At 41.4% G+C, this 18,053-nt stretch carries 21 protein-coding genes; 5 read left to right on the top strand and 16 right to left on the bottom strand.

Annotated features, from left to right (window positions below):
* Positions 1-6 precede the first annotated feature (6 nt).
* Positions 7-828, bottom strand: coding sequence for a spore cortex-lytic enzyme (gene sleB / locus SLH55_RS18705; protein WP_374939773.1), 822 nt, complete (start codon positions 826-828; stop codon positions 7-9).
* Positions 829-1,085: 257 nt separating this feature from the next.
* Here sleB and SLH55_RS18700 point away from each other — a divergent pair, with 257 nt between their 5' ends.
* On the top strand, positions 1,086-1,430 hold the full coding sequence (locus SLH55_RS18700) for a hypothetical protein (RefSeq protein WP_219168361.1): 345 nt from the start codon (positions 1,086-1,088) through the stop codon (positions 1,428-1,430).
* 70 nt (positions 1,431-1,500) lie between these two features.
* Here SLH55_RS18700 and prsW read toward each other — a convergent pair whose 3' ends face one another.
* Entirely contained in the window at positions 1,501-2,184 is a 684-nt protein-coding gene (gene prsW, locus SLH55_RS18695; protein ID WP_219168362.1) for a glutamic-type intramembrane protease PrsW, read from the bottom strand.
* Positions 2,185-2,274: 90 nt separating this feature from the next.
* On the opposite strand from prsW, the gene SLH55_RS18690 reads away from it, so the two are divergent.
* Complete coding sequence (locus tag SLH55_RS18690; protein ID WP_219168363.1) at positions 2,275-3,249, top strand: asparaginase; 975 nt, start codon at positions 2,275-2,277, stop codon at positions 3,247-3,249.
* 567 nt (positions 3,250-3,816) lie between these two features.
* Here the strand turns inward: SLH55_RS18690 and SLH55_RS18685 are convergent.
* From SLH55_RS18685 to SLH55_RS18655, 7 genes are all read right to left on the bottom strand, one after another.
* Positions 3,817-4,785 carry a YpdA family putative bacillithiol disulfide reductase gene (locus SLH55_RS18685; protein ID WP_219168364.1) on the bottom strand — a complete coding sequence of 323 codons (969 nt, stop codon included), beginning with the start codon at positions 4,783-4,785 and terminating at the stop codon, positions 3,817-3,819.
* A 505-nt stretch (positions 4,786-5,290) separates the two neighbouring features.
* Positions 5,291-6,568, bottom strand: a complete 1,278-nt coding sequence (locus SLH55_RS18680; RefSeq protein ID WP_219168365.1) for a Glu/Leu/Phe/Val family dehydrogenase — start codon at positions 6,566-6,568, stop codon at positions 5,291-5,293.
* 311 nt (positions 6,569-6,879) lie between these two features.
* Positions 6,880-7,464: an adaptor protein MecA gene (locus SLH55_RS18675; protein WP_219168366.1), complete on the bottom strand. Its 585-nt coding sequence runs from the start codon at positions 7,462-7,464 to the stop codon at positions 6,880-6,882.
* A 71-nt stretch (positions 7,465-7,535) separates the two neighbouring features.
* Complete coding sequence (locus SLH55_RS18670; RefSeq protein WP_219168367.1) at positions 7,536-8,447, bottom strand: MerR family transcriptional regulator; 912 nt, start codon at positions 8,445-8,447, stop codon at positions 7,536-7,538.
* Between the two features lie 98 nt (positions 8,448-8,545).
* The gene (locus tag SLH55_RS18665) at positions 8,546-9,307 is read right to left on the bottom strand and encodes a metallophosphoesterase (protein ID WP_219168368.1); all 762 of its coding nucleotides are present in this window, start codon (positions 9,305-9,307) and stop codon (positions 8,546-8,548) included.
* The gene (locus tag SLH55_RS18660; RefSeq protein WP_219168369.1) at positions 9,300-9,683 is read right to left on the bottom strand and encodes a hypothetical protein; all 384 of its coding nucleotides are present in this window, start codon (positions 9,681-9,683) and stop codon (positions 9,300-9,302) included. Before SLH55_RS18660 ends, SLH55_RS18665 begins: the two co-directional genes overlap by 8 nt.
* Positions 9,684-9,745: 62 nt before the next feature.
* Entirely contained in the window at positions 9,746-10,381 is a 636-nt protein-coding gene (locus tag SLH55_RS18655; RefSeq protein WP_219168370.1) for an HPP family protein, read from the bottom strand.
* 151 nt (positions 10,382-10,532) lie between these two features.
* On the opposite strand from SLH55_RS18655, the gene SLH55_RS18650 reads away from it, so the two are divergent.
* Genes SLH55_RS18650 through SLH55_RS18640 form a run of 3 tightly spaced genes read left to right on the top strand, consistent with a single transcriptional unit; the run spans position 10,533 to position 11,614 of the window.
* Positions 10,533-10,754, top strand: coding sequence for a spore coat associated protein CotJA (locus SLH55_RS18650; RefSeq protein WP_219168371.1), 222 nt, complete (start codon positions 10,533-10,535; stop codon positions 10,752-10,754).
* Positions 10,755-10,760: 6 nt separating this feature from the next.
* Positions 10,761-11,021: a spore coat protein CotJB gene (locus SLH55_RS18645; RefSeq protein ID WP_219168372.1), complete on the top strand. Its 261-nt coding sequence runs from the start codon at positions 10,761-10,763 to the stop codon at positions 11,019-11,021.
* A gap of 23 nt (positions 11,022-11,044) precedes the next feature.
* Positions 11,045-11,614: a manganese catalase family protein gene (locus SLH55_RS18640; RefSeq protein WP_219168373.1), complete on the top strand. Its 570-nt coding sequence runs from the start codon at positions 11,045-11,047 to the stop codon at positions 11,612-11,614.
* Positions 11,615-11,694: 80 nt separating this feature from the next.
* Here the strand turns inward: SLH55_RS18640 and SLH55_RS18635 are convergent, their stop codons facing one another.
* From SLH55_RS18635 to SLH55_RS18605, 7 genes are all read right to left on the bottom strand, one after another.
* Positions 11,695-12,150 (bottom strand): DUF2663 family protein, encoded by a 456-nt coding sequence (locus SLH55_RS18635; RefSeq protein ID WP_219168374.1) that lies wholly within the window; start codon positions 12,148-12,150, stop codon positions 11,695-11,697.
* A 107-nt stretch (positions 12,151-12,257) separates the two neighbouring features.
* On the bottom strand, positions 12,258-13,403 hold the full coding sequence (locus tag SLH55_RS18630) for a glycosyltransferase family 4 protein (protein WP_219168375.1): 1,146 nt from the start codon (positions 13,401-13,403) through the stop codon (positions 12,258-12,260).
* Positions 13,404-13,453: 50 nt separating this feature from the next.
* On the bottom strand, positions 13,454-13,969 hold the full coding sequence (locus SLH55_RS18625) for a phosphatase PAP2 family protein (protein WP_320324244.1): 516 nt from the start codon (positions 13,967-13,969) through the stop codon (positions 13,454-13,456).
* 162 nt (positions 13,970-14,131) lie between these two features.
* Positions 14,132-14,803 (bottom strand): LysM domain-containing protein, encoded by a 672-nt coding sequence (locus SLH55_RS18620; RefSeq protein ID WP_320324230.1) that lies wholly within the window; start codon positions 14,801-14,803, stop codon positions 14,132-14,134.
* Positions 14,796-15,395 (bottom strand): CPBP family intramembrane glutamic endopeptidase, encoded by a 600-nt coding sequence (locus SLH55_RS18615; RefSeq protein WP_219168378.1) that lies wholly within the window; start codon positions 15,393-15,395, stop codon positions 14,796-14,798. The genes SLH55_RS18620 and SLH55_RS18615 overlap by 8 nt, the downstream gene beginning before the upstream one ends.
* 9 nt (positions 15,396-15,404) lie before the next feature.
* Positions 15,405-16,877, bottom strand: a complete 1,473-nt coding sequence (locus SLH55_RS18610; RefSeq protein ID WP_219168379.1) for a RecQ family ATP-dependent DNA helicase — start codon at positions 16,875-16,877, stop codon at positions 15,405-15,407.
* Positions 16,855-17,919, bottom strand: coding sequence for a helix-turn-helix domain-containing protein (locus tag SLH55_RS18605; RefSeq protein ID WP_219168380.1), 1,065 nt, complete (start codon positions 17,917-17,919; stop codon positions 16,855-16,857). The genes SLH55_RS18610 and SLH55_RS18605 overlap by 23 nt, the downstream gene beginning before the upstream one ends.
* Positions 17,920-18,053: the final 134 nt, after the last annotated feature.

The following is an 18,053-nucleotide window of genomic DNA, read 5'->3' as shown; positions in this document are numbered from 1 at the left end:
ACCTCTTTAGCTACAGAATATATGTTTTCCTATTTTCTTAATTTGTGGACGCGACCATATCCATTTGCTTGTTGCCGTCGCAGGATTAAAGTAATAGAGGGCACTTGAAGATGGATCCCAGCCATTGATTGCATCCAAAACCGCTTCTTTGGCTCTTTCATTAGGAGTTAACCAGATTTGACCATCAGCTACAGCAGTGAACGCACCAGGTTCAAAGATGACCCCTGCCACTGTATTAGGAAATGCTGAACTGTCAATTCGGTTTAGAATGACTGCCGCTACAGCTACTTGACCCTCGTATGGTTCACCACGTGACTCCCCGTATACTGCGTTGGCGATTAATTGAATGTCATTTTGAGAGTATCCATTTGGTGTATTCGCTGCAGTTGGTTTAGAAGGTGCCGGTTTTGGTGCTGGTTTATTTTGTTGAGTTGATGTACCTCCACCACTCTTACCTCCTCCATCGGGAGCTTTCTGCTTATTAAGGTCCGTTCCGCCATAATGGCTGAATTTTTTCCCTTTTTCAATTTGGTTTTTCACAAATTGTTTATTATACTTTGACGCCTTCAAAAGCTTTGCTTTTGTTGTCGGTCCTGCCAGTCCATCGATTTTCAGGCCAAATTCGTACTGAAAGTTTCTCAATGCCCAGTAGGTTCCCCATCCAAAAACCCCATCAATATCACCGTTATAATAACCGATATATTGAAGCCTGGATTGAAGTTCAATTACATCCTCACCCGTTGCGCCTTGTTGAATTACCTGATTTGTAAAAGCGTCTGCCTTCTCCCCCTCTGAAGAAATCATTAAGAGAGAACACATAAGCACCATGACGACTGAAGTAGAAACCCATTTGAAACGACTATTCATAATGCTTTAACCTCCATATCTTCAATTAACATTAACTCTAGTTTTTGTAGAGACTCCCATTTTATACAAGTGGAATGATAAAAATATGAAATGATATAAGGTATCCGAATAAATGAAACACTTTGATAAGACACTGTAATGTCTCAGCAACCCCCATGTAAACAAGCAAAGATATACTGTGAAAAGGGAAGTTTCAAATATAGAATGGGAGGGTCACGATGGAAGATTACTTAGCAAAGTCTTTGGAGGAATGGAAAGAGGATATTTCAGAGGTACTCGATCAAATCAATACGGACTATGAGGATGTTAAGAAGGAACTGAAAGTTTACTCCTATAAATACGGCATTACAAAGCAGGTCATACAGTCGACGGTGAATGAGGAAATCATTGAAAATATCCGGCAAATGTATCATAAACCATTTGAAGAGAAGTATAATGAACTGAAAGAATACATACGTGATCTTGAAGAAAAAAGAAAAGTATTTCAAATGTTTGTAAATAAAATAGATGAAGTGAAGCGAAAAGAAGCTCCTAAAACCGATCTTGCCGCTGCATATAAATGAAACAGCCCCCTTGATACGGGGGCTGTTTCATTGTGGTTTACAGGTAAAGGCGCTCCCACAGGAAGCGCCTTTACATGACTTCTTTCTTCAATTCCATTTTGTACTTTTTCTCAGTAAGCTGATGGGCACTCTTCACTTTCTTTAAACCCAGCCACCATAAGAACAACATAAATGGAACCATATAATAGATCCAGTTTTTCTCAGCCAGGAAGATATAGTTATAGGTTCCATGCAGCAGGATCGGTACCGATAGGGCAAGAAGGAGCCATTTACGCCGTTCTTCACTTGAGGAGAACTTGGCTTTGCCCAGATAATACCCCATAATGACACCGAACAGAGCGTGGCTGGACACGGGTAATACAGCCCTTCCAAATGCATGTTCGACTCCATTGGCAACCAAATATAAAATATTTTCAACCGTAGCGAAACCGAGTGATACACTCGCTCCGTAGACAATCCCATCATATGGTTCATTGAAATCAACATGCTGGAAAATGGCAAACATCAAAATAAACCATTTAAAGAACTCTTCGAGGAAACCAGAGGAAATAAAAGCCGTAGACCAATTGGAAGCAATGATTCCTTCGACTTCCAGGACGTATTGCAGAAACATGATCGGAAAGGTGATAATGGCACCATACATAAAGGTTTTAAACACGAGTGTAATGGGTTCTGCCTCATATTGATCCCGTAAATAAAAGTAACTTAACAATGCTAATCCTGGTGCTATACCCGCTGATAAAATCACCAGCATACAAAAGTCCTCTTTTCTTTCGGTTTTCTTAATCGTATCATGTTAGTGTAGGATTGGAAATAGGAATTTAATTGGTTGGAGGAATGAGTGATGAAGAAAGATATTTTAGTCATACATACAGGCGGGACCATCTCGATGATGGAAGACGAGCAGACAGGAGCCGTTACTCCGGGGAAGGAAAACCCCCTTTCTGTCCAGACGTCCATCGTTTCAAACCTGGCAAATCTCACGGTCGAAGAGGCTTTCCATCTGCCTTCACCACATATTACGCCTCTGCACATGCAGAAACTAAAAGAAATCATTGAAACAAAATATCAGGAATCGCCATTCCATGGTGTTGTCATCACCCATGGTACAGATACACTGGAAGAAACCGCCTACTTCCTGGACTTGACCCTGTCCCTTCCCATCTCGATCGTAGTAACAGGGGCGATGAGGTCAAGCAATGAAATCGGAGCGGACGGCTTATACAACCTGATTTCATCCGTGCGTGTTGCAGCTAGTGACAAATCAAGAGGCAAAGGGGTCCTGGTCGTCCTTAATGATGAAATCCATTCAGCAAAAAACGTGACCAAAACCCATACAAGCAATGTATCCACCTTTCAAAGCCCTCAATATGGACCGATTGGCATCGTCACAAAAAGGGGGGTACTCTTCCATCATCAACCCACTTCAAATGAGCATTACCAGATCTGCGATATTTCAAAGAGGGTAACGCTCATTAAAGCATATGCGGGAATGGACTCCGGTCTCCTGATGGCCATCAAAGACCTTCAATACGACGGTGTGATCATTGAAGCACTTGGACAGGGAAATCTTCCCCCTGAGACGGTGAATGGCATCGAAGAACTCGTAGAAGCGAATATTCCCGTCGTATTGGTTTCTAGATGCTTCAACGGAATTGTTCAGGATATTTACGGGTACTCCGGTGGAGGGAAACAATTGAAGGAAAAAGGGGTCATTTTCTCTAATGGACTGAATGGACAAAAAGCAAGAATTAAATTAATGGTTGCCCTTTCCCAGACGAGAGACATGAATGAATTAGAAATGATCTTTAAAAACTAAGGCTCTTTTCATATACATTGTTGCTTTAGGATGTGGCGAGTGGCGGTTGCTTTCCGCGGGGCGTGAGTTGAGCCTCCTCGGGCTTTGCCCTGTGGGGTCTCGACTTTCACGCTATTCCCGCAGGAGTCGAGCACCTTCCGCTACAATCAACTATCCAGAAGAAGTGTTTTACTAACACAAAGGAAATGTGGAGATTGCTTATGCCACTGCTATCTCATTCATTGCAGTGACTTTATTATTTAATAGTCCTTTAATCTTTTTAAACGGATGGTCACAAACCATTTTGCTCTGTCAACACTTACTACTCCGGAGGTTGAAGGGAACTGAGTAGACTCCTACGGAAAACGGTCGTGCCAAGACCCCGGAAGCGGTTTTTGCTGAGGAGGCTCGGCCGAACGTCCGTGGAAAGCGGGACTGTACCCATCACTCTCCTGCACGACACCCTATAAGGCAGAGCATTCGCAAATCTTAGTCTGTATATGATAGCAACGATCTTTGTCAAAACAGCCAAAACTTAAAACAGAAGCAAAGAGAAAGAGGTCCAGAATCTGGACCTCTTTCTTACGATTAATTTTCACTTCTCAGCTTAATGGATTCAGCAATCATTCCACCGTGGTGACGGCCATTCTCAATAAATATTTCATTGGCGTTATTACCAGCTGCAATCACTCCTGCAATATAAACCCCTTCAACATTCGTTTCCATTGTTTCAGGATTAAAGGCAGGACGACCTGTCTCCCTGTCAATGTCTATCCCCATCCTTGTCAGGAAGCTGTGGTCAGGGTGATAGCCCGTCATGGCAAAAACAAAGTCATTAACCACTTCTTTCTTCTCCCCATCGACGGTATAAATAACCGAGTCATCCGTAATCTCGTCTACACATGCATTAAATTCCATAGTGACTTCTCCATTTCTCACCAGGGCATCAAAATTCGGGAGGATCCAGGGCTTAACGCTCTTGGAATATTCAGTTCCCCGGTATAACACCGTTACCCTTGCCCCCGCTTTATTTAATTCAAGCGCTGCGTCGACTGCCGAGTTTTTCCCTCCGACCACTACCACATCGGTATCAAAAAACGGATGAGCCTCTTTGAAATAATGAAACACTTTTCCCAAATTTTCTCCGGGAATCTCCATATAATTCGGATGATCATAGTAGCCCGTCGCGATGATAACAGATTTACTTTCATATATCCCCTTGGAAGTTGACACGGTAAAAAATCCGTCATTTTTCTTTACTTCATGAACGGTTTCAAACCGGTTGATCCTTAAATCTTTGCGCTTAGCGACTTCACGATAATACACCAATGCCTGGTTCCTTCTTGGTTTATGCTCTTCAATGACGAATGGCACATCACCGATTTCAAGTTTTTCACTTGATGAAAAAAACGTTTGATGAGTGGGATAGTGGTAGATTGCATTCACGATGTTTCCCTTTTCAATGATCAATGGATTGATCCCTTTTTCTTTTAAACTAATGGCAGCAGATAGCCCGCATGGACCTCCGCCTACAATGATGCATTCTTCCTTTATCAAATTCAGACACTCCTTCAATTCCTCTATCTGAATGGCCTTATCTGTCCGTTGCTTCAGATTAATTAATAAACTTTACTCAATTATTATGGAATAGTTTTTCGTTCAGGTCAAAAAGGAGCACTCGGCCCTTCCAGTCACTCATTTATAGTATGGATATTCCAACTGAATTGAATGTGACATAAATAAAGAATCAGGCTTGGACATAAATTGACTATAAAGACGAACAATCTCTAGGGATATTTGGAATCACTTGTTACACCGCTGTTGATTTCCGCGGAAGGCGAGCCTCCTCACAGCTTGCGCTCAGGCGGGGTCTCACCTATTCCACTTTTCCCGTCGGAGTCTTCGTCTTGCCCTCCAATCAACAGCTAAAACCTGCTAAATACATGAATTAACCCTTATTTATAAAAAATAAAAAACCGAACGAGTTAGATTTTCACCAAATCACTCGTTCGGTCTTTCATTTGGCTGAAATCCTTTTGTCTCAGCCCCATTCTCCAATATCTTAGATCCAACCTCTGAATCGGCAGGCTTCGGCCATTTTCCTTACCCCTACCATATAAGCGGCAAGCCTCATATCCACTCTTCTTGTTTGTGACGTTTCATAGACATTATTAAAAGAGTTTACGAGTATTTTTTCCAGCTTTTCTTCCACTTCTTCTTCGGTCCAGTAATAGCCTTGATTGTTTTGGACCCATTCGAAGTATGAAACCGTCACGCCGCCAGAAGAAGCTAATACATCAGGAACTAGAAGAATACCCCTATCAGTCAAGATTTTCGTGGCCTCCAATGTCGTTGGTCCATTAGCAGCCTCTACCACGATGCTCGCACGGATATTATGGGCATTTCTGTCCGTAATCTGATTTTCAATGGCTGCCGGTACAAGAATGTCGCAATCTAGTTCCAGGAGTTCTTCATTTGTAATCGTATTATTAAATAAATTCGTTACTGTGCCAAAGCTATCACGTCTGTCTAACAAGTAATCAATATCCAATCCTTCCTCGTCATGCAGACCACCATATGCATCTGAGATTCCAATCACCTTCGCGCCGGCGTCATGCATAAACTTGGCCAGGAAGCTTCCGGCATTCCCGAAGCCTTGCACGACCACCCTTGCACCTTCCAGTTTGATTCCCTTTTTCTTCGCAGCTTCGTGGATGCATATCGTCACTCCTTTGGCCGTTGCTGTTTCGCGGCCGTGAGATCCCCCGAGGACCAGTGGCTTACCTGTGATAAATCCAGGAGAATTGTATTCATCAATCCGACTATATTCATCCATCATCCAGGCCATGATCTGAGAGTTTGTGAAAACATCCGGTGCAGGAATGTCTTTGGATGGCCCGACAATCTGGCTGATGGCCCGTACATATCCACGGCTTAATCTTTCCAGCTCCCTGAATGACATATCCCGTGGATCACAGATGATCCCACCTTTTCCTCCCCCATAAGGAAGATCGACAATTCCGCACTTTAGGCTCATCCAGATCGAAAGCGCTTTAACTTCTTTTTCCGATACATTCGGATGAAAGCGAATCCCACCTTTAGTCGGCCCGACCGCATCATTATGCTGCGCACGGTATCCGGTAAACACTTTTACTTTTCCATCGTCCATGCGGACAGGTATTTTAACCGTTAACATGCGGACAGGTTCTTTAAGTAATTCATAAACTTCTTCTGAGTATCCTAATTTATCGAGTGCAAGATGAATAACCGTTTGTGTAGATTTCAGTACATCATGTTGATCTGATGCTTGATGATTTTCTTTCCCCTTTTCGGCTACCATGTATGTAAACCTCCCAGTATCCTTCACTGTTTAGCGGAACCTTGCCCGCTTTCATGACATAGTATACACGTTTGATTTCCTCTTGCAAAGAAGGAAAATTAAAAAAAGAGCAAAATAATGAAAACGCTGTCATTTAAGAAAAGTTCCCTCCCCTCCGCACCCCATCAGCACTCACCCAAAAGATCCCACTTAAAACTAAAAAACACCTTCAGGATCAACTGAAAGTGCTAAAAAAAATATTTCTCAAAACCATTAGGAAACGATATTAATATAGGGGGTAAAGATGCATAGCCTGGTCCTCGCGCGCAAGGCTAGAAATAAAACAATATCTTCTCAATGGAATCCCTGATAAGCACTGCACGGCCGTATTCCATCAGGATATATTTTGTAATCGTTGTTTGCCGACCATACTCGGTGCAAATCGCTTCCAGGATGAAGCTGTCTCCTTCAAGCAAATTCTCAATCAGGATATAGTACTTTTTTTCATAGAAATAAATGCTGCATTGAAAGAGGGCATTGTTCACCTTGCCCATCTGATTGATCCGTTTAAGAAGGGCAATTAGATCATCGAAATCATCGAAATACACGAGCACATCGTGATCATTCATGGATTTCATCAATTCGGTCCCTTCTTCCCAGTCAGAAAAATCATCTTCTGATTCCAATGTAAGGATCATGCAGATTTCATGGTCATCGAATGATTCGATTTCCACAGTGATCTCCATTTGTGTTTCGATGCCGAACTTCCCTTGCACTTCATCTAACATGTCTTCAAAAAGATCATGCCACATATAGGAATCTTTCCATTGGTCTTGTTCGAATAACCCTTTTTGTTCTAACTCTTCTACACTAATGGAAAATTTTATTTTATTGTCAGATATTCTTTCGAGCTTCATCTTCGTACCCCCTAGAGTGTGACGATTTATCATCATACTATGTAAGGGGCCGAAAACAGTGCATATTCGTATTATATTTTACTTTTAAGCCATTGTTCCCACTGGGCCTTGGATTGTCCCACGATATGTTCATCAAACTCTTCTTTTAAGTCTTTTGGGAGATGGTCTACAGCAAATCCGCCCATTCCAATGACCAGATTATTCCGCTCGTTCTTTAATGAAGTGACCAGAGATAGAAGGTTGTCTACATTTTCAAGGAGGGTGCAGGATAAGAATAGAAACTTTGGATTCACTTCGTCCAGCACGATGTCTATATCGTTTTCTTTTATGCTTGATCCCAGATAGATGACTTCAAATCCTTTTCTTCTTACGAAAAGGGTAAAAATCAACAATCCCAATTCATGCCATTCCCCCGGACCGCAGACCGCGACTACTTTAGGTAAGATGCCGTTATGCGGGAAAGAGTGCATGATGATACCGATTCTGGATCTGAGAATAGATGTAGCAAAATGCTCATGAGCCGTGGTGATTTCACCGTTTTCCCATAAATCACCGATTCTGACGAGGAGGCTTCCCAGAATGTCAATGACGACTTTATCTATTGTATATACAGAAAAAGACTGATTGATCAAATCGTGGGCTTTCGTTTCATCAAAACTTAATAAAGCCTTTAGTAAGTCATCCGAAATCGTTTGAGTACGATCCTTTTGTTCAGAGGAAGTGATCTCGTTTTCTTCAAGCTCCTGTTTATCCAGTAATGCTACCGCCTGGCTGATGGTAAATCCCTGATCAACCTTTTCAACAAGCCATTTCAATATATTTAAATGCTGTTCCGTGTAAAGGCGGTGACCCGATTCATTACGGACAGGGGCAATGATCTGATATCTTCTCTCCCATGCCCTTAAAGTACCTGGTTGAATCCCTAAAATGGTAGACACAGCTTTTATATTGTATTTTCCTTCTAACTTTTTTTCATTGCTCATCGATAGTCCCCCAAGTATTTCTCTTCTTATAAAAATTATAATCGAGAAACCTCTTTGTGTAAAATCTGTATAGGTAATGAATAACAAATGTTCATTTATTATTTGTCTAATATCAACAAATGCGTTTCCGCTGGTGCACCCAAGCGCAAGGGAATGGCGGTGGTCCCGTAGCCGTTGCTTACTAATAGGGTGGTCTCCGGGAGATTTTCAAGCCTCCCTTTTTTATACAATCCCCAACCGAACAATCGAATCTGACCTCCATGTGTGTGACCGCTTATCATGAGATCGATTCCATCTTCTTTACAAACCTGATTCAAAAGCCTTGGATCATGACTGACCAAAACATTGAATTCATCAGGGGATGCCTGGTCGAGTGCGAGTGGATAATTTGCCCGTTGGGTACTTGCATCATCTACCCCTATCAAGTTCATCATACCGTTATGCAGGGGAACCTTGACTGAAGTATTGACGATTTCAATGATTCCTTTTTCAATAAATATTTCCTTTAGCCTTGTGGTATTGACTTCATAATCATTATTTCCCCATACGAAGTAAACCTTACCTAATGACTGGAGTTTATCCAGATTCCCCTCAACCCTTGAAAAGGGAACCCCTTTTTCCAAAAGGTCCCCGCCGATGATGACGAAATCCGCTCTTCCCTTCACTTCTTCGATGATTTCATCCGAAATTTCACGTTTATGTATATCTGAAATAAAAAAGATCGTTACAGGCTGCATGTGGTCCGGAAAGCCTGGAAGCTTCACCTTTTCAATTTTCACTACGTTTCGACGTGCTTCATACAACATAATTAAGAGGAGAGTGACTCCCCCTGCCATTAAAATGATACATAATTCAAGCATTGTGGCCTCCTTGACGGCGAAAATCTATTGAAATAATACCATAAAAAAAGGCCGAACAGGAAAAAATCATCGTTTGCCAACCTCCATGAACGCTCAATGCAAAGATCAGTCCGATATGAAATGGGATGATCACCAATTCTTTATGTAGTCTTCCATTCCATAATTGTATCACGGAATGAATTTCAGTTTTCAAGACATTCCCCTGTACCAAGAGGCCGATCATAAAGGCGATGGAAGCAGCGAAGAACTGAATCGGGTTCAGAACCAATTCAACAATGAACTCTGGTTCAGTCAGGCGTTCTGTTACAGGAAACCATGTAATGAACAGATACCCTAAAAGAAACGTGATTATCAGTTTCACAAAAAGATTGATCAAAAAAATCCCTCCCATAAATCTTATGAGAGGGATTTTTTTTCATACTGGATTTTATTCACTACTTATTCGTCTTCATGGATATCGAGGATGCGGAATCCCGATTTCTCCAGTTTATTAAGAAATTTCTCCATATTGTCTTTCTTTTCTACTTTAAGAACAATACGTCGGAGTAATTTATCGGTTTCATCAAAGGTCACCAGGGATATGACCGATTCAGAGTGCTGCTGAATGATGTCACCAAGGCGAGCGATACGTCCTTCGGTTTCTACAGAAGAGAAGGCGATGCGTACACCTTTCTGATCCATCCCGAATGCACTTCTAAATTGATCCAGGACATCAAAACGGGTAATGAGTCCAAGGAATACATGGTTGTCCCCGACCACAGGGAGGATCGGTGAATCCTTTAATTCTATTAATGCATTTTCAAATACATCCTTATCTGTAATGTATTTGTCCGAATTTGTGATAATATCCCGGGCTTTTTTCTCCTTGAGAAAGGCTTTCTTTTCCATACCGGATTGGAAGAAGCTCTGATAAATATTGTATCGGGTCGCCACACCTTTAAACTGATCATCTGAGAGGACCGGCACCCCGTCAATTTTATGATGCTCGAGAACCGTCAGCGTTTTTTCCAGTGAATCATTTTCGTCTACCACATAGCATTTGTGTTTTGGTATCATCGCATTTTTAACAAACATTTGACCACCTCATCATTTATATCCTTCCCCTTATCTATTCAACATTTTCACCGTATTTTCCTTCAACATTATGAATTAAAATAAATTAACATGTTCCCCCACCCACGTTCATATGTTGTTACGAAGGATTTTGTTTAAAGGAGGGATAATCATGCAGGAATTTTATAAAGCGTATTATCCGTATGTAAGTCCGTTCGATCCGTGCAAACCCATTACACGAAAGGTATATTCTACACCACCTAACCTTTACCTGGGGTTCCAGCCACCGAACTTAGAACAATATTCTCCGAAGGAAGCCCTGCAAAAGGGGACCCTTTGGAAAGTGTTTTATGACCCTTACTACAGTCCCTATGAAAAAACGAAGGGAGAGTAACCGAATATGAAACAGCTTCCTCCCCATTACTATGAGGTGCTAGAAGAATTGCAGGCCGTCGATTTTGTCATCGTGGACCTCACACTTTATCTGGATACCCATCCGGAAGATTTCGAAGCGATCTCCCAATACAATATGTATATTAAGACGCGAAAACAGATAAAAAAGAAGTTCGAAAAGGAATTTGGCCCACTGACCCATTATGGGTACAGCTACTCCAATTATCCTTGGGATTGGAAGGATGCACCTTGGCCATGGCAAGTTTAATGATATAGAGGAGGTTCAGGACAATGTGGGTTTATGAAAAGAAGCTTCAATACCCTGTCAGGGTAAGTACTTGCAACCCTAAATTGGCAAAATTTCTAATTGAACAGTATGGAGGGGCAGACGGAGAGCTTGCCGCTGCTCTCAGGTATCTCAATCAACGTTATTCAATACCTGATAAGGTGATTGGATTATTAACAGATATCGGGACAGAAGAATTTGCTCATCTGGAAATGATTGCAACGATGGTTTATAAATTAATCAAAGATGCCACACCTGATCAGATGAAGGAAGCGGGACTTGATCCCCATTATGTCAATCATGATGGAGCCATTTTTTATCAGAATGCGGCAGGCGTCCCGTTTACCACAGCATATATTGCAGCTAAAGGGGATCCGATCGCAGATTTATATGAAGACATCGCCGCAGAAGAGAAAGCAAGGGCTACGTATCAATGGATCATTAATATGAGTGATGATCCGGATCTGAATGACGGCCTGCGCTTTTTAAGGGAGCGGGAGATCATCCATTCCCAGCGCTTCCGCGAAGCTGTGGAAATACTTAAGGAAGAAAGAGATAAAAAGATCTTCTTTTGATTTTTCGGGTTTTATGGCTCATGGCAAATGTGATGGGCCAGCCCCTTTACTATCCCGTTCCCCCTGGATTTAAGGTCCGCTTACTTGCTCCCATGAAACAGATTAATGTCCCATTCTTTTTTTAATTTATCATACACATGATGCCTTTTTTTCCAGGCTTCTTCTTTCCATAAATCTTTGCTTCGATCGATGACTTCACATCTTAAATCATGGAATTCCTTTTCCTTTTTTTCCTTTTTTTCAAATAATATTTTAGTCGCACCAAAAAGGACAACCAGTATAAGTGTCATGAACAGGTGCAACGAATTCGAGACAAAGACGGAGAACATTGCGGCAAACGAATAAGAATAAGGATTCAGTACAAATTTCGTCATATAATACAGGAAGAAGAATGATGCAAATAATGTTCCCCATAAGGTGTAGAGATGCATGGTTTTCGCTTTGTCAAACTTTCGCTTTTTTTCAATCAGGTTATGTAACATCTGTTCCGTCGCTTGATCCGTCCATTCCCCAAACTCCTTGCCTGAACGATCCATCCACTATCCTCCCCTTTCCTCCCTATAGTGTATGAGCTTGTCCGTAGAGATAGAATCAGCTCATAAAAAAAGGGTCCTCCTAAAGAGGAACCTCTATTCACCTGCTATCAACCAAATAGCTGCTTCTTACTGCGGGAATCGCATACTTCCCTGAATTCGTTAAGAAGTTCATCAAATATGGCATCCCAGGATTGCTTTTCTGCCATTTGTAATGCTTTTCGTTTCATGTACTGAAGACGGTCTTCATCCAACATATCGATAATATGATGGATGAAAGACTGATACCGGTGAGCTTCTGCCATTCTCCCAGTCTGGTTATGCTCCACGATATTCGTCACTCCCCCCTTATTTGCCACTACCGCCGGCAAGCCGGATGCAAAGGCCTCCAATACGACATTACCGAAAGTTTCTGAAGCAGAAGGGAAGACAAATAAATCGGATGATGCATATATCCCCGCTAATTCATCCCCTGTGGCATAGCCTGTGAAAGTGACATCTTCCCCTCTTGTCTTTTCCATGAGTTCTTTCTTCATGGGTCCATCACCAACAATAAGCCAGTGTACCTGATCCTTCACCTCTTCGGGAAGGTATTTTATCGTTTTCTCTAATGTGTCTAAATCTTTCTCAGGAGCCAACCTCCCGACATATAACAGGATATATTTCTTTTCAATTTTATATTTTTCCCTTAAGGAATCATTTCGCTTCTCCGGTGTATAGGCAGAACAATCGACCCCCCTGCCCCATATCGACAAATCAGAAAAGCCTTGACCTTCAAGATGCAGCTTCGTTTCTTCTGAAGGTACAAATATTCGATCAGCTTGTGAATAGAACCACTTCATATATTTCCAAAGCAAAGGGGAAGCCCACATCATCCTGTAATAATTCAGGTACATATCAAAGTGGGTGTGATAGGAGGCAACCAAGGGGATCTGCATTTTCTTTGCACCGCGTATCCCGTTAAGCCCCATTGTAAGAGGGGTTGTGACATGAATCAGAGAAGGGGAAAAATCTCTTAGCTGTTTTACAATGGTCTTTGGATTTGCGATTGCGGCCCTGCACTCAGGATAAAGAAAAAAGGGAAAGCTCGTGAACGAGTGTACATTGGGATACGATGATTTCTGATCGTGAAGATCCGGAACGAATACTTTGTATTCAATCCTTCTTTTCTCATAGTGATCGGTCAGTCTTTTTAATGTCCTTGCCACTCCATTTACTTGAGGATGGTACGTATCGGAAAAAAGGGCCACTCTCATATACAATTCCTCCTATATACGTCGTTGAATTTCACACATTCATATCGTCATCAGAAAAACAGCATCACCATCATAGCCGTTGCGAATGCAAGAAATGCCCCTGCTAATACATCAGAGGGGTAGTGTACTCCAAGGACGACTCTTGAATACCCTACTAGCCAGCTTAAAGGAAATAGAACGAGCATGGTGATCGGGTAATGAATCATAAATGGGATGGTGATAGAGAAAATGGCCGTTGAATGACCGGATGGAAAAGAGTGATCTTTGAATTCATATCCGTGAATGACTGCGTCGGGCAAAGTCAAATACGGCCGAATTCGTTTAACCCCCTTTTTTACAAACGTCATCAGGAAATGGCTGAGAATGAGGGAAATCATCGCAACGATGACTGTATGCTTGATTTCTGTATAATACTGACAAAGGATAAACAGGATAAGGATGGAACTTATCGTGAGCCTGGCTCCCCCCAGATGTGTCACATACCCAAATAATGATCGGTACAGTTCTTTACTAGCATTGATTCTGTAAAATAACTTATCATCAGCCTGCCGAAAGCGCGTCAACATTCTGTCCACCATATCACTCCTCTTTCCTGTAGTAATACTGTCATCTTTAGTATATTTTCATTTTGTGTTCCTTCTCTTAATGCAATGTAAATTTTATAGAAAGATGTTGCAAAGAAATGTAAATAAAAAACCCCCACCCAAAATAAATGGGGATGGGGGTTATTATTGATCTAATGGAATTTCCAACACTTGCCCTGTCTGAATATCATTATCCTGAATCTTATTCCATTCTTTGATGCGATCGACACCTGATGGTGAATTGTAGTAATTCATTGCAATTCGAAAGAGTGTTTCCTTAGGTTTCACCGTGTGGTACACAATTTTGACCTCTGGCTCTTCTTTTGGCTCTTCTTTTGGCTCTTCTTTTGGTTCCTCTTTAACGCTTTCTTTAGCTTGTGGAGGAGAAGCTGGTTGATTTTTGACGTTAGCAGTAGAATTGGACTTTTCTGCTGATTCATTCTGGTCCTTTTCTTCAACCGTACCCTCTTCTTTGGAATTCACTGCTTCTTCACTCTCTTCTTGATTGGTTTCAGATTGGTCATATCGGACTTCAACAACATCATCTGCATCTTCTGACAAGACGACCAGTGGACCATTTCTGTTATCAAAATAAGAGTATATGCTAAATACAGTCAGTGGCATTAAAATAAAAAATAAAAGGAGCATGCTGATCAACGGGTGTTTCATTTTCCAATTTTTCTTTTTTTGTTTCTCTCTATGGAGCTCACTTCTCGGGGGAAGGGGCTCCCTTTTTTTGACGGGGCGTTCGTCAGGGACTTTTTCAATTCTTTTTTTCAGTTTCGCTGCCTGATCTCTATATGGGTCTTTACTCATGAGACATCCCTTCTTTACTTCTTTGTCTTCCATTCTTACGCATATGTAATCCCAGTAAAAAATCGATGACAAAGTGCATGATGATTGTAACTAATAAATTTTCTGTGATTTCGTAAATAAAACCGATCCAAAAGCTGAGCAATACAATATTGATGACAAGAAACCAGTGAGCCCAATACCTGAAATGTATAAGCGCAAAAATGATGCTTGAAATGATCAGTCCTAAATGAAATTGGAGCACACCCCTGAATAATATTTCTTCACTCACACTAATGAAAAAAGCTAAAAGGGCAATCTCTCCCATGCTTCTATTCGTGAAGATTTGGGCGTTAACCCCACCATCATCATAGTATTTCGCAGGTAACACCTTCATTAGGAAGATATCGATCATGACAATCATTAAGCCACTTGACATCCCAATCGTGAAGATGTTCCAAGAAAGGTGAAATTGCCCCCAGAAATCTGACACTGAGTCAAATAAAAATATACCTGATCCGCATGCAATCGTTAATAGTAAAAATTGAGTGAAATATAAATGGAAGGTTAATTGCTTCTTTGTAAGTTGTTGAATGATTTCCCCTTGTTTCTGCATCGTTACCACTTATCCTAATAGTAATTTTTCTAACCTTTTTTCCCAATTGGCAGGTTCCTGATCTTGTGAATTCAACGTGATGGATTCACTCTTAAATTCTTTTGGTGAATAACCGCATACATCACAGCAGAATGGATTCTCCTCTTCATGTCTTTCATTGAAATAATGTAGGAGCTTCTGTCTTCTGCATGTCCCGTCCTGTAGCCAGTGGACCATGATGTTAAGCTTCTCCTTTTTGTATTGTAAACGATTGTTCCGTATTTGTTTCACTTTTTCTAGTAATCTATCTTGGTTATGACCCCGCCCACTGGTCAATTCTTCTGTATAATAAGTAAGAAACCGGTACTGCACATCGGTCAGCTGCAGCTGTTCGATTAAGTCTTTGCTATGTCCCTTGGTCCATCCTTCTACAAACCCATGAATTTGATCATCTTCAGGTAGTTCACTTTGGATAAGCTGCAATGGCAAAGATAGATCCTGTTCAGAGTATAGAACGACAGAAACACTATTATTGCCATCACGGCCAGCCCTCCCGATTTCTTGTAAAAACGCTTCTATGCTTGACGGGAAATGAAAATGAATCACGAACCGGATGTCCTCTTTATTTACGCCCATCCCAAAAGCAGAGGTAGCACATATCATTCTCAGCTTACCCGAAATAAATTGCTGTTGGATAAGAATCCGTTCCTCTTGTTCCATGCCCCCATGATAGTGGGCAACCCCTGACACTCCGTTCTCAGATAGCCAGATGGCAACATCTTCAGCCATTCGTTTGCTCGAGAAGTAGACAATTCCGGGACCACCCCAGGCCGACACATATTCTAAGAGGCTATTCAATTTGTCATTTTGACCGGAAACCTTCTCGACAAATAATCCTATATTTCCACGGTCGACTGAATAGACCATTTCAACTGCATGCTCCATTTGAAGGACTTCTTGAATATCCTCCCTGACTTCCTCCGTGGCGGTCGCAGTCAATGCCAGGGTGGTGGGATTCCCGATCTTCCCCTTCAGCTCTCCCAACTTAAGATAATCCGGCCTAAAATCAGGTCCCCATTGGGAAATGCAATGAGCCTCATCAATTACGAATAGTTCAATTTTCAATGTCATGAGGGAAGTTAACACACTGTTGTTCATTACCATTTCAGGAGAAATGAAAATGAACTTATACTTGTGTAACTGTTCCAATGCTGTTCTTCTTTCAGTAAATGGAAGAAACGAATTCAGTGCGATGACCCGTTTTTCCCCCATCACTTTCATCTGTTCCACTTGATCCTGCATCAAGGAGAGTAACGGAGAGATAATCAAGACATGCCCTTCCAGCAGATACCCTGGTAATTGATAACACAATGATTTTCCGGTGCCCGTCGGAAGCATAGCTAGCGTATCCCGGTGATTTAATACAGAACGGATGATATCTTCCTGCCCTTTTCTAAAAGATGAATAACCGAATCTCTTCTTAAGTTCTAGTGATAAATTCACGTGTCTCACCTGCCTTCGCAATCGCCACCCGGATTTGAAAATAAGTCAATTGAGGTAGCTTTTCTTTAATGGGCTTCAGTCTTTTTGTTTTTTCTTTTTTCATCACATCGAGGACCTTCACATAATCTTCCCGGGTAATGAATGGGTCAATGGCCAGATCTTCTTGTGTAAGGATCAATTCGATGACATGATCTTCTATGGTATTCTGCTTCAATTTTCGGATCCTCGAAATTTCTTCAAGGGAATGGCCCCTCTTATACAAGTCGTAGGTCTTACTCGTTGATATCGTTAAGTTTTGTCTAGAATCATTTTTCAAGCTGATGGAATATAATAAAGGATAGTTTGATGGTTCACTTTCTATTTCCGCCAGCATACGATGAAGCAGGTTAAGGAATTCGAAGCGAAATTCTTCTTTATCCATTTCCAGCATGTTTGCCACCTGCAATTCGGTCCAACCGTAGTCTTGATATCCCGTCAACCGGTAGATAAGTAGGGATGGATCACTTTCTTGGGTATGCAAGATGCTTGAGAGCTCCTTAAAAAGAATACTTGAAAGTTTATCATTATCAGGATTGGTTCGGATACAGTTCTTTACCCACTCCTGGATGACCCTGTTCCGTTGAACAGGGAAATAGACGGTTTCATTCCTCTTACCATTGGAGAGTACTTGAACGAGAAGGCTCAGCCTCATCCAAAACAGACGGGTTTGATCACCATAGAGGAGCCCGTTCATAGCAGAAGGAAATCGAGCATCCTGAAAATGTTCTTTTACGTCTTTTAAGCCTTTTTCTGTCACGAGGGCATTATCACTATTCCCAAGGGTAATACACCCAGCGTTCTCAAGCTCTTTTATCTTCTGATTAAAAAAGGATCGTTTCAACTTTGGTAACGAAAGAAAGAATGGCTGTAAGTGAAAGATATGTGCATCCTGAATCGATTGGGAAGACTTCTTCCCTTTTAAGATATGGTATACAGAGTAAATCGAGCGTTCCCCATTGATTGACATAAAACAATATAGAATCACATAATTAAGATAGGTCAATTCTCTACTCCTTAATATGTAGGTTATTGTCAAATATTGTACCATGAATTTGGCTTTTCACCATGTTTTGTTTTTCTTATATAGGATAAAAATAAAAAGAGAGCACCTAACTATTGAAAAGTCATTCAATCCTC

This window comes from Rossellomorea sp. YZS02 (assembly GCF_033963925.1).
GTDB lineage: Bacteria > Bacillota > Bacilli > Bacillales > Bacillaceae_B > Rossellomorea.
This window is presented reverse-complemented; position numbering and strand designations above follow the sequence as displayed.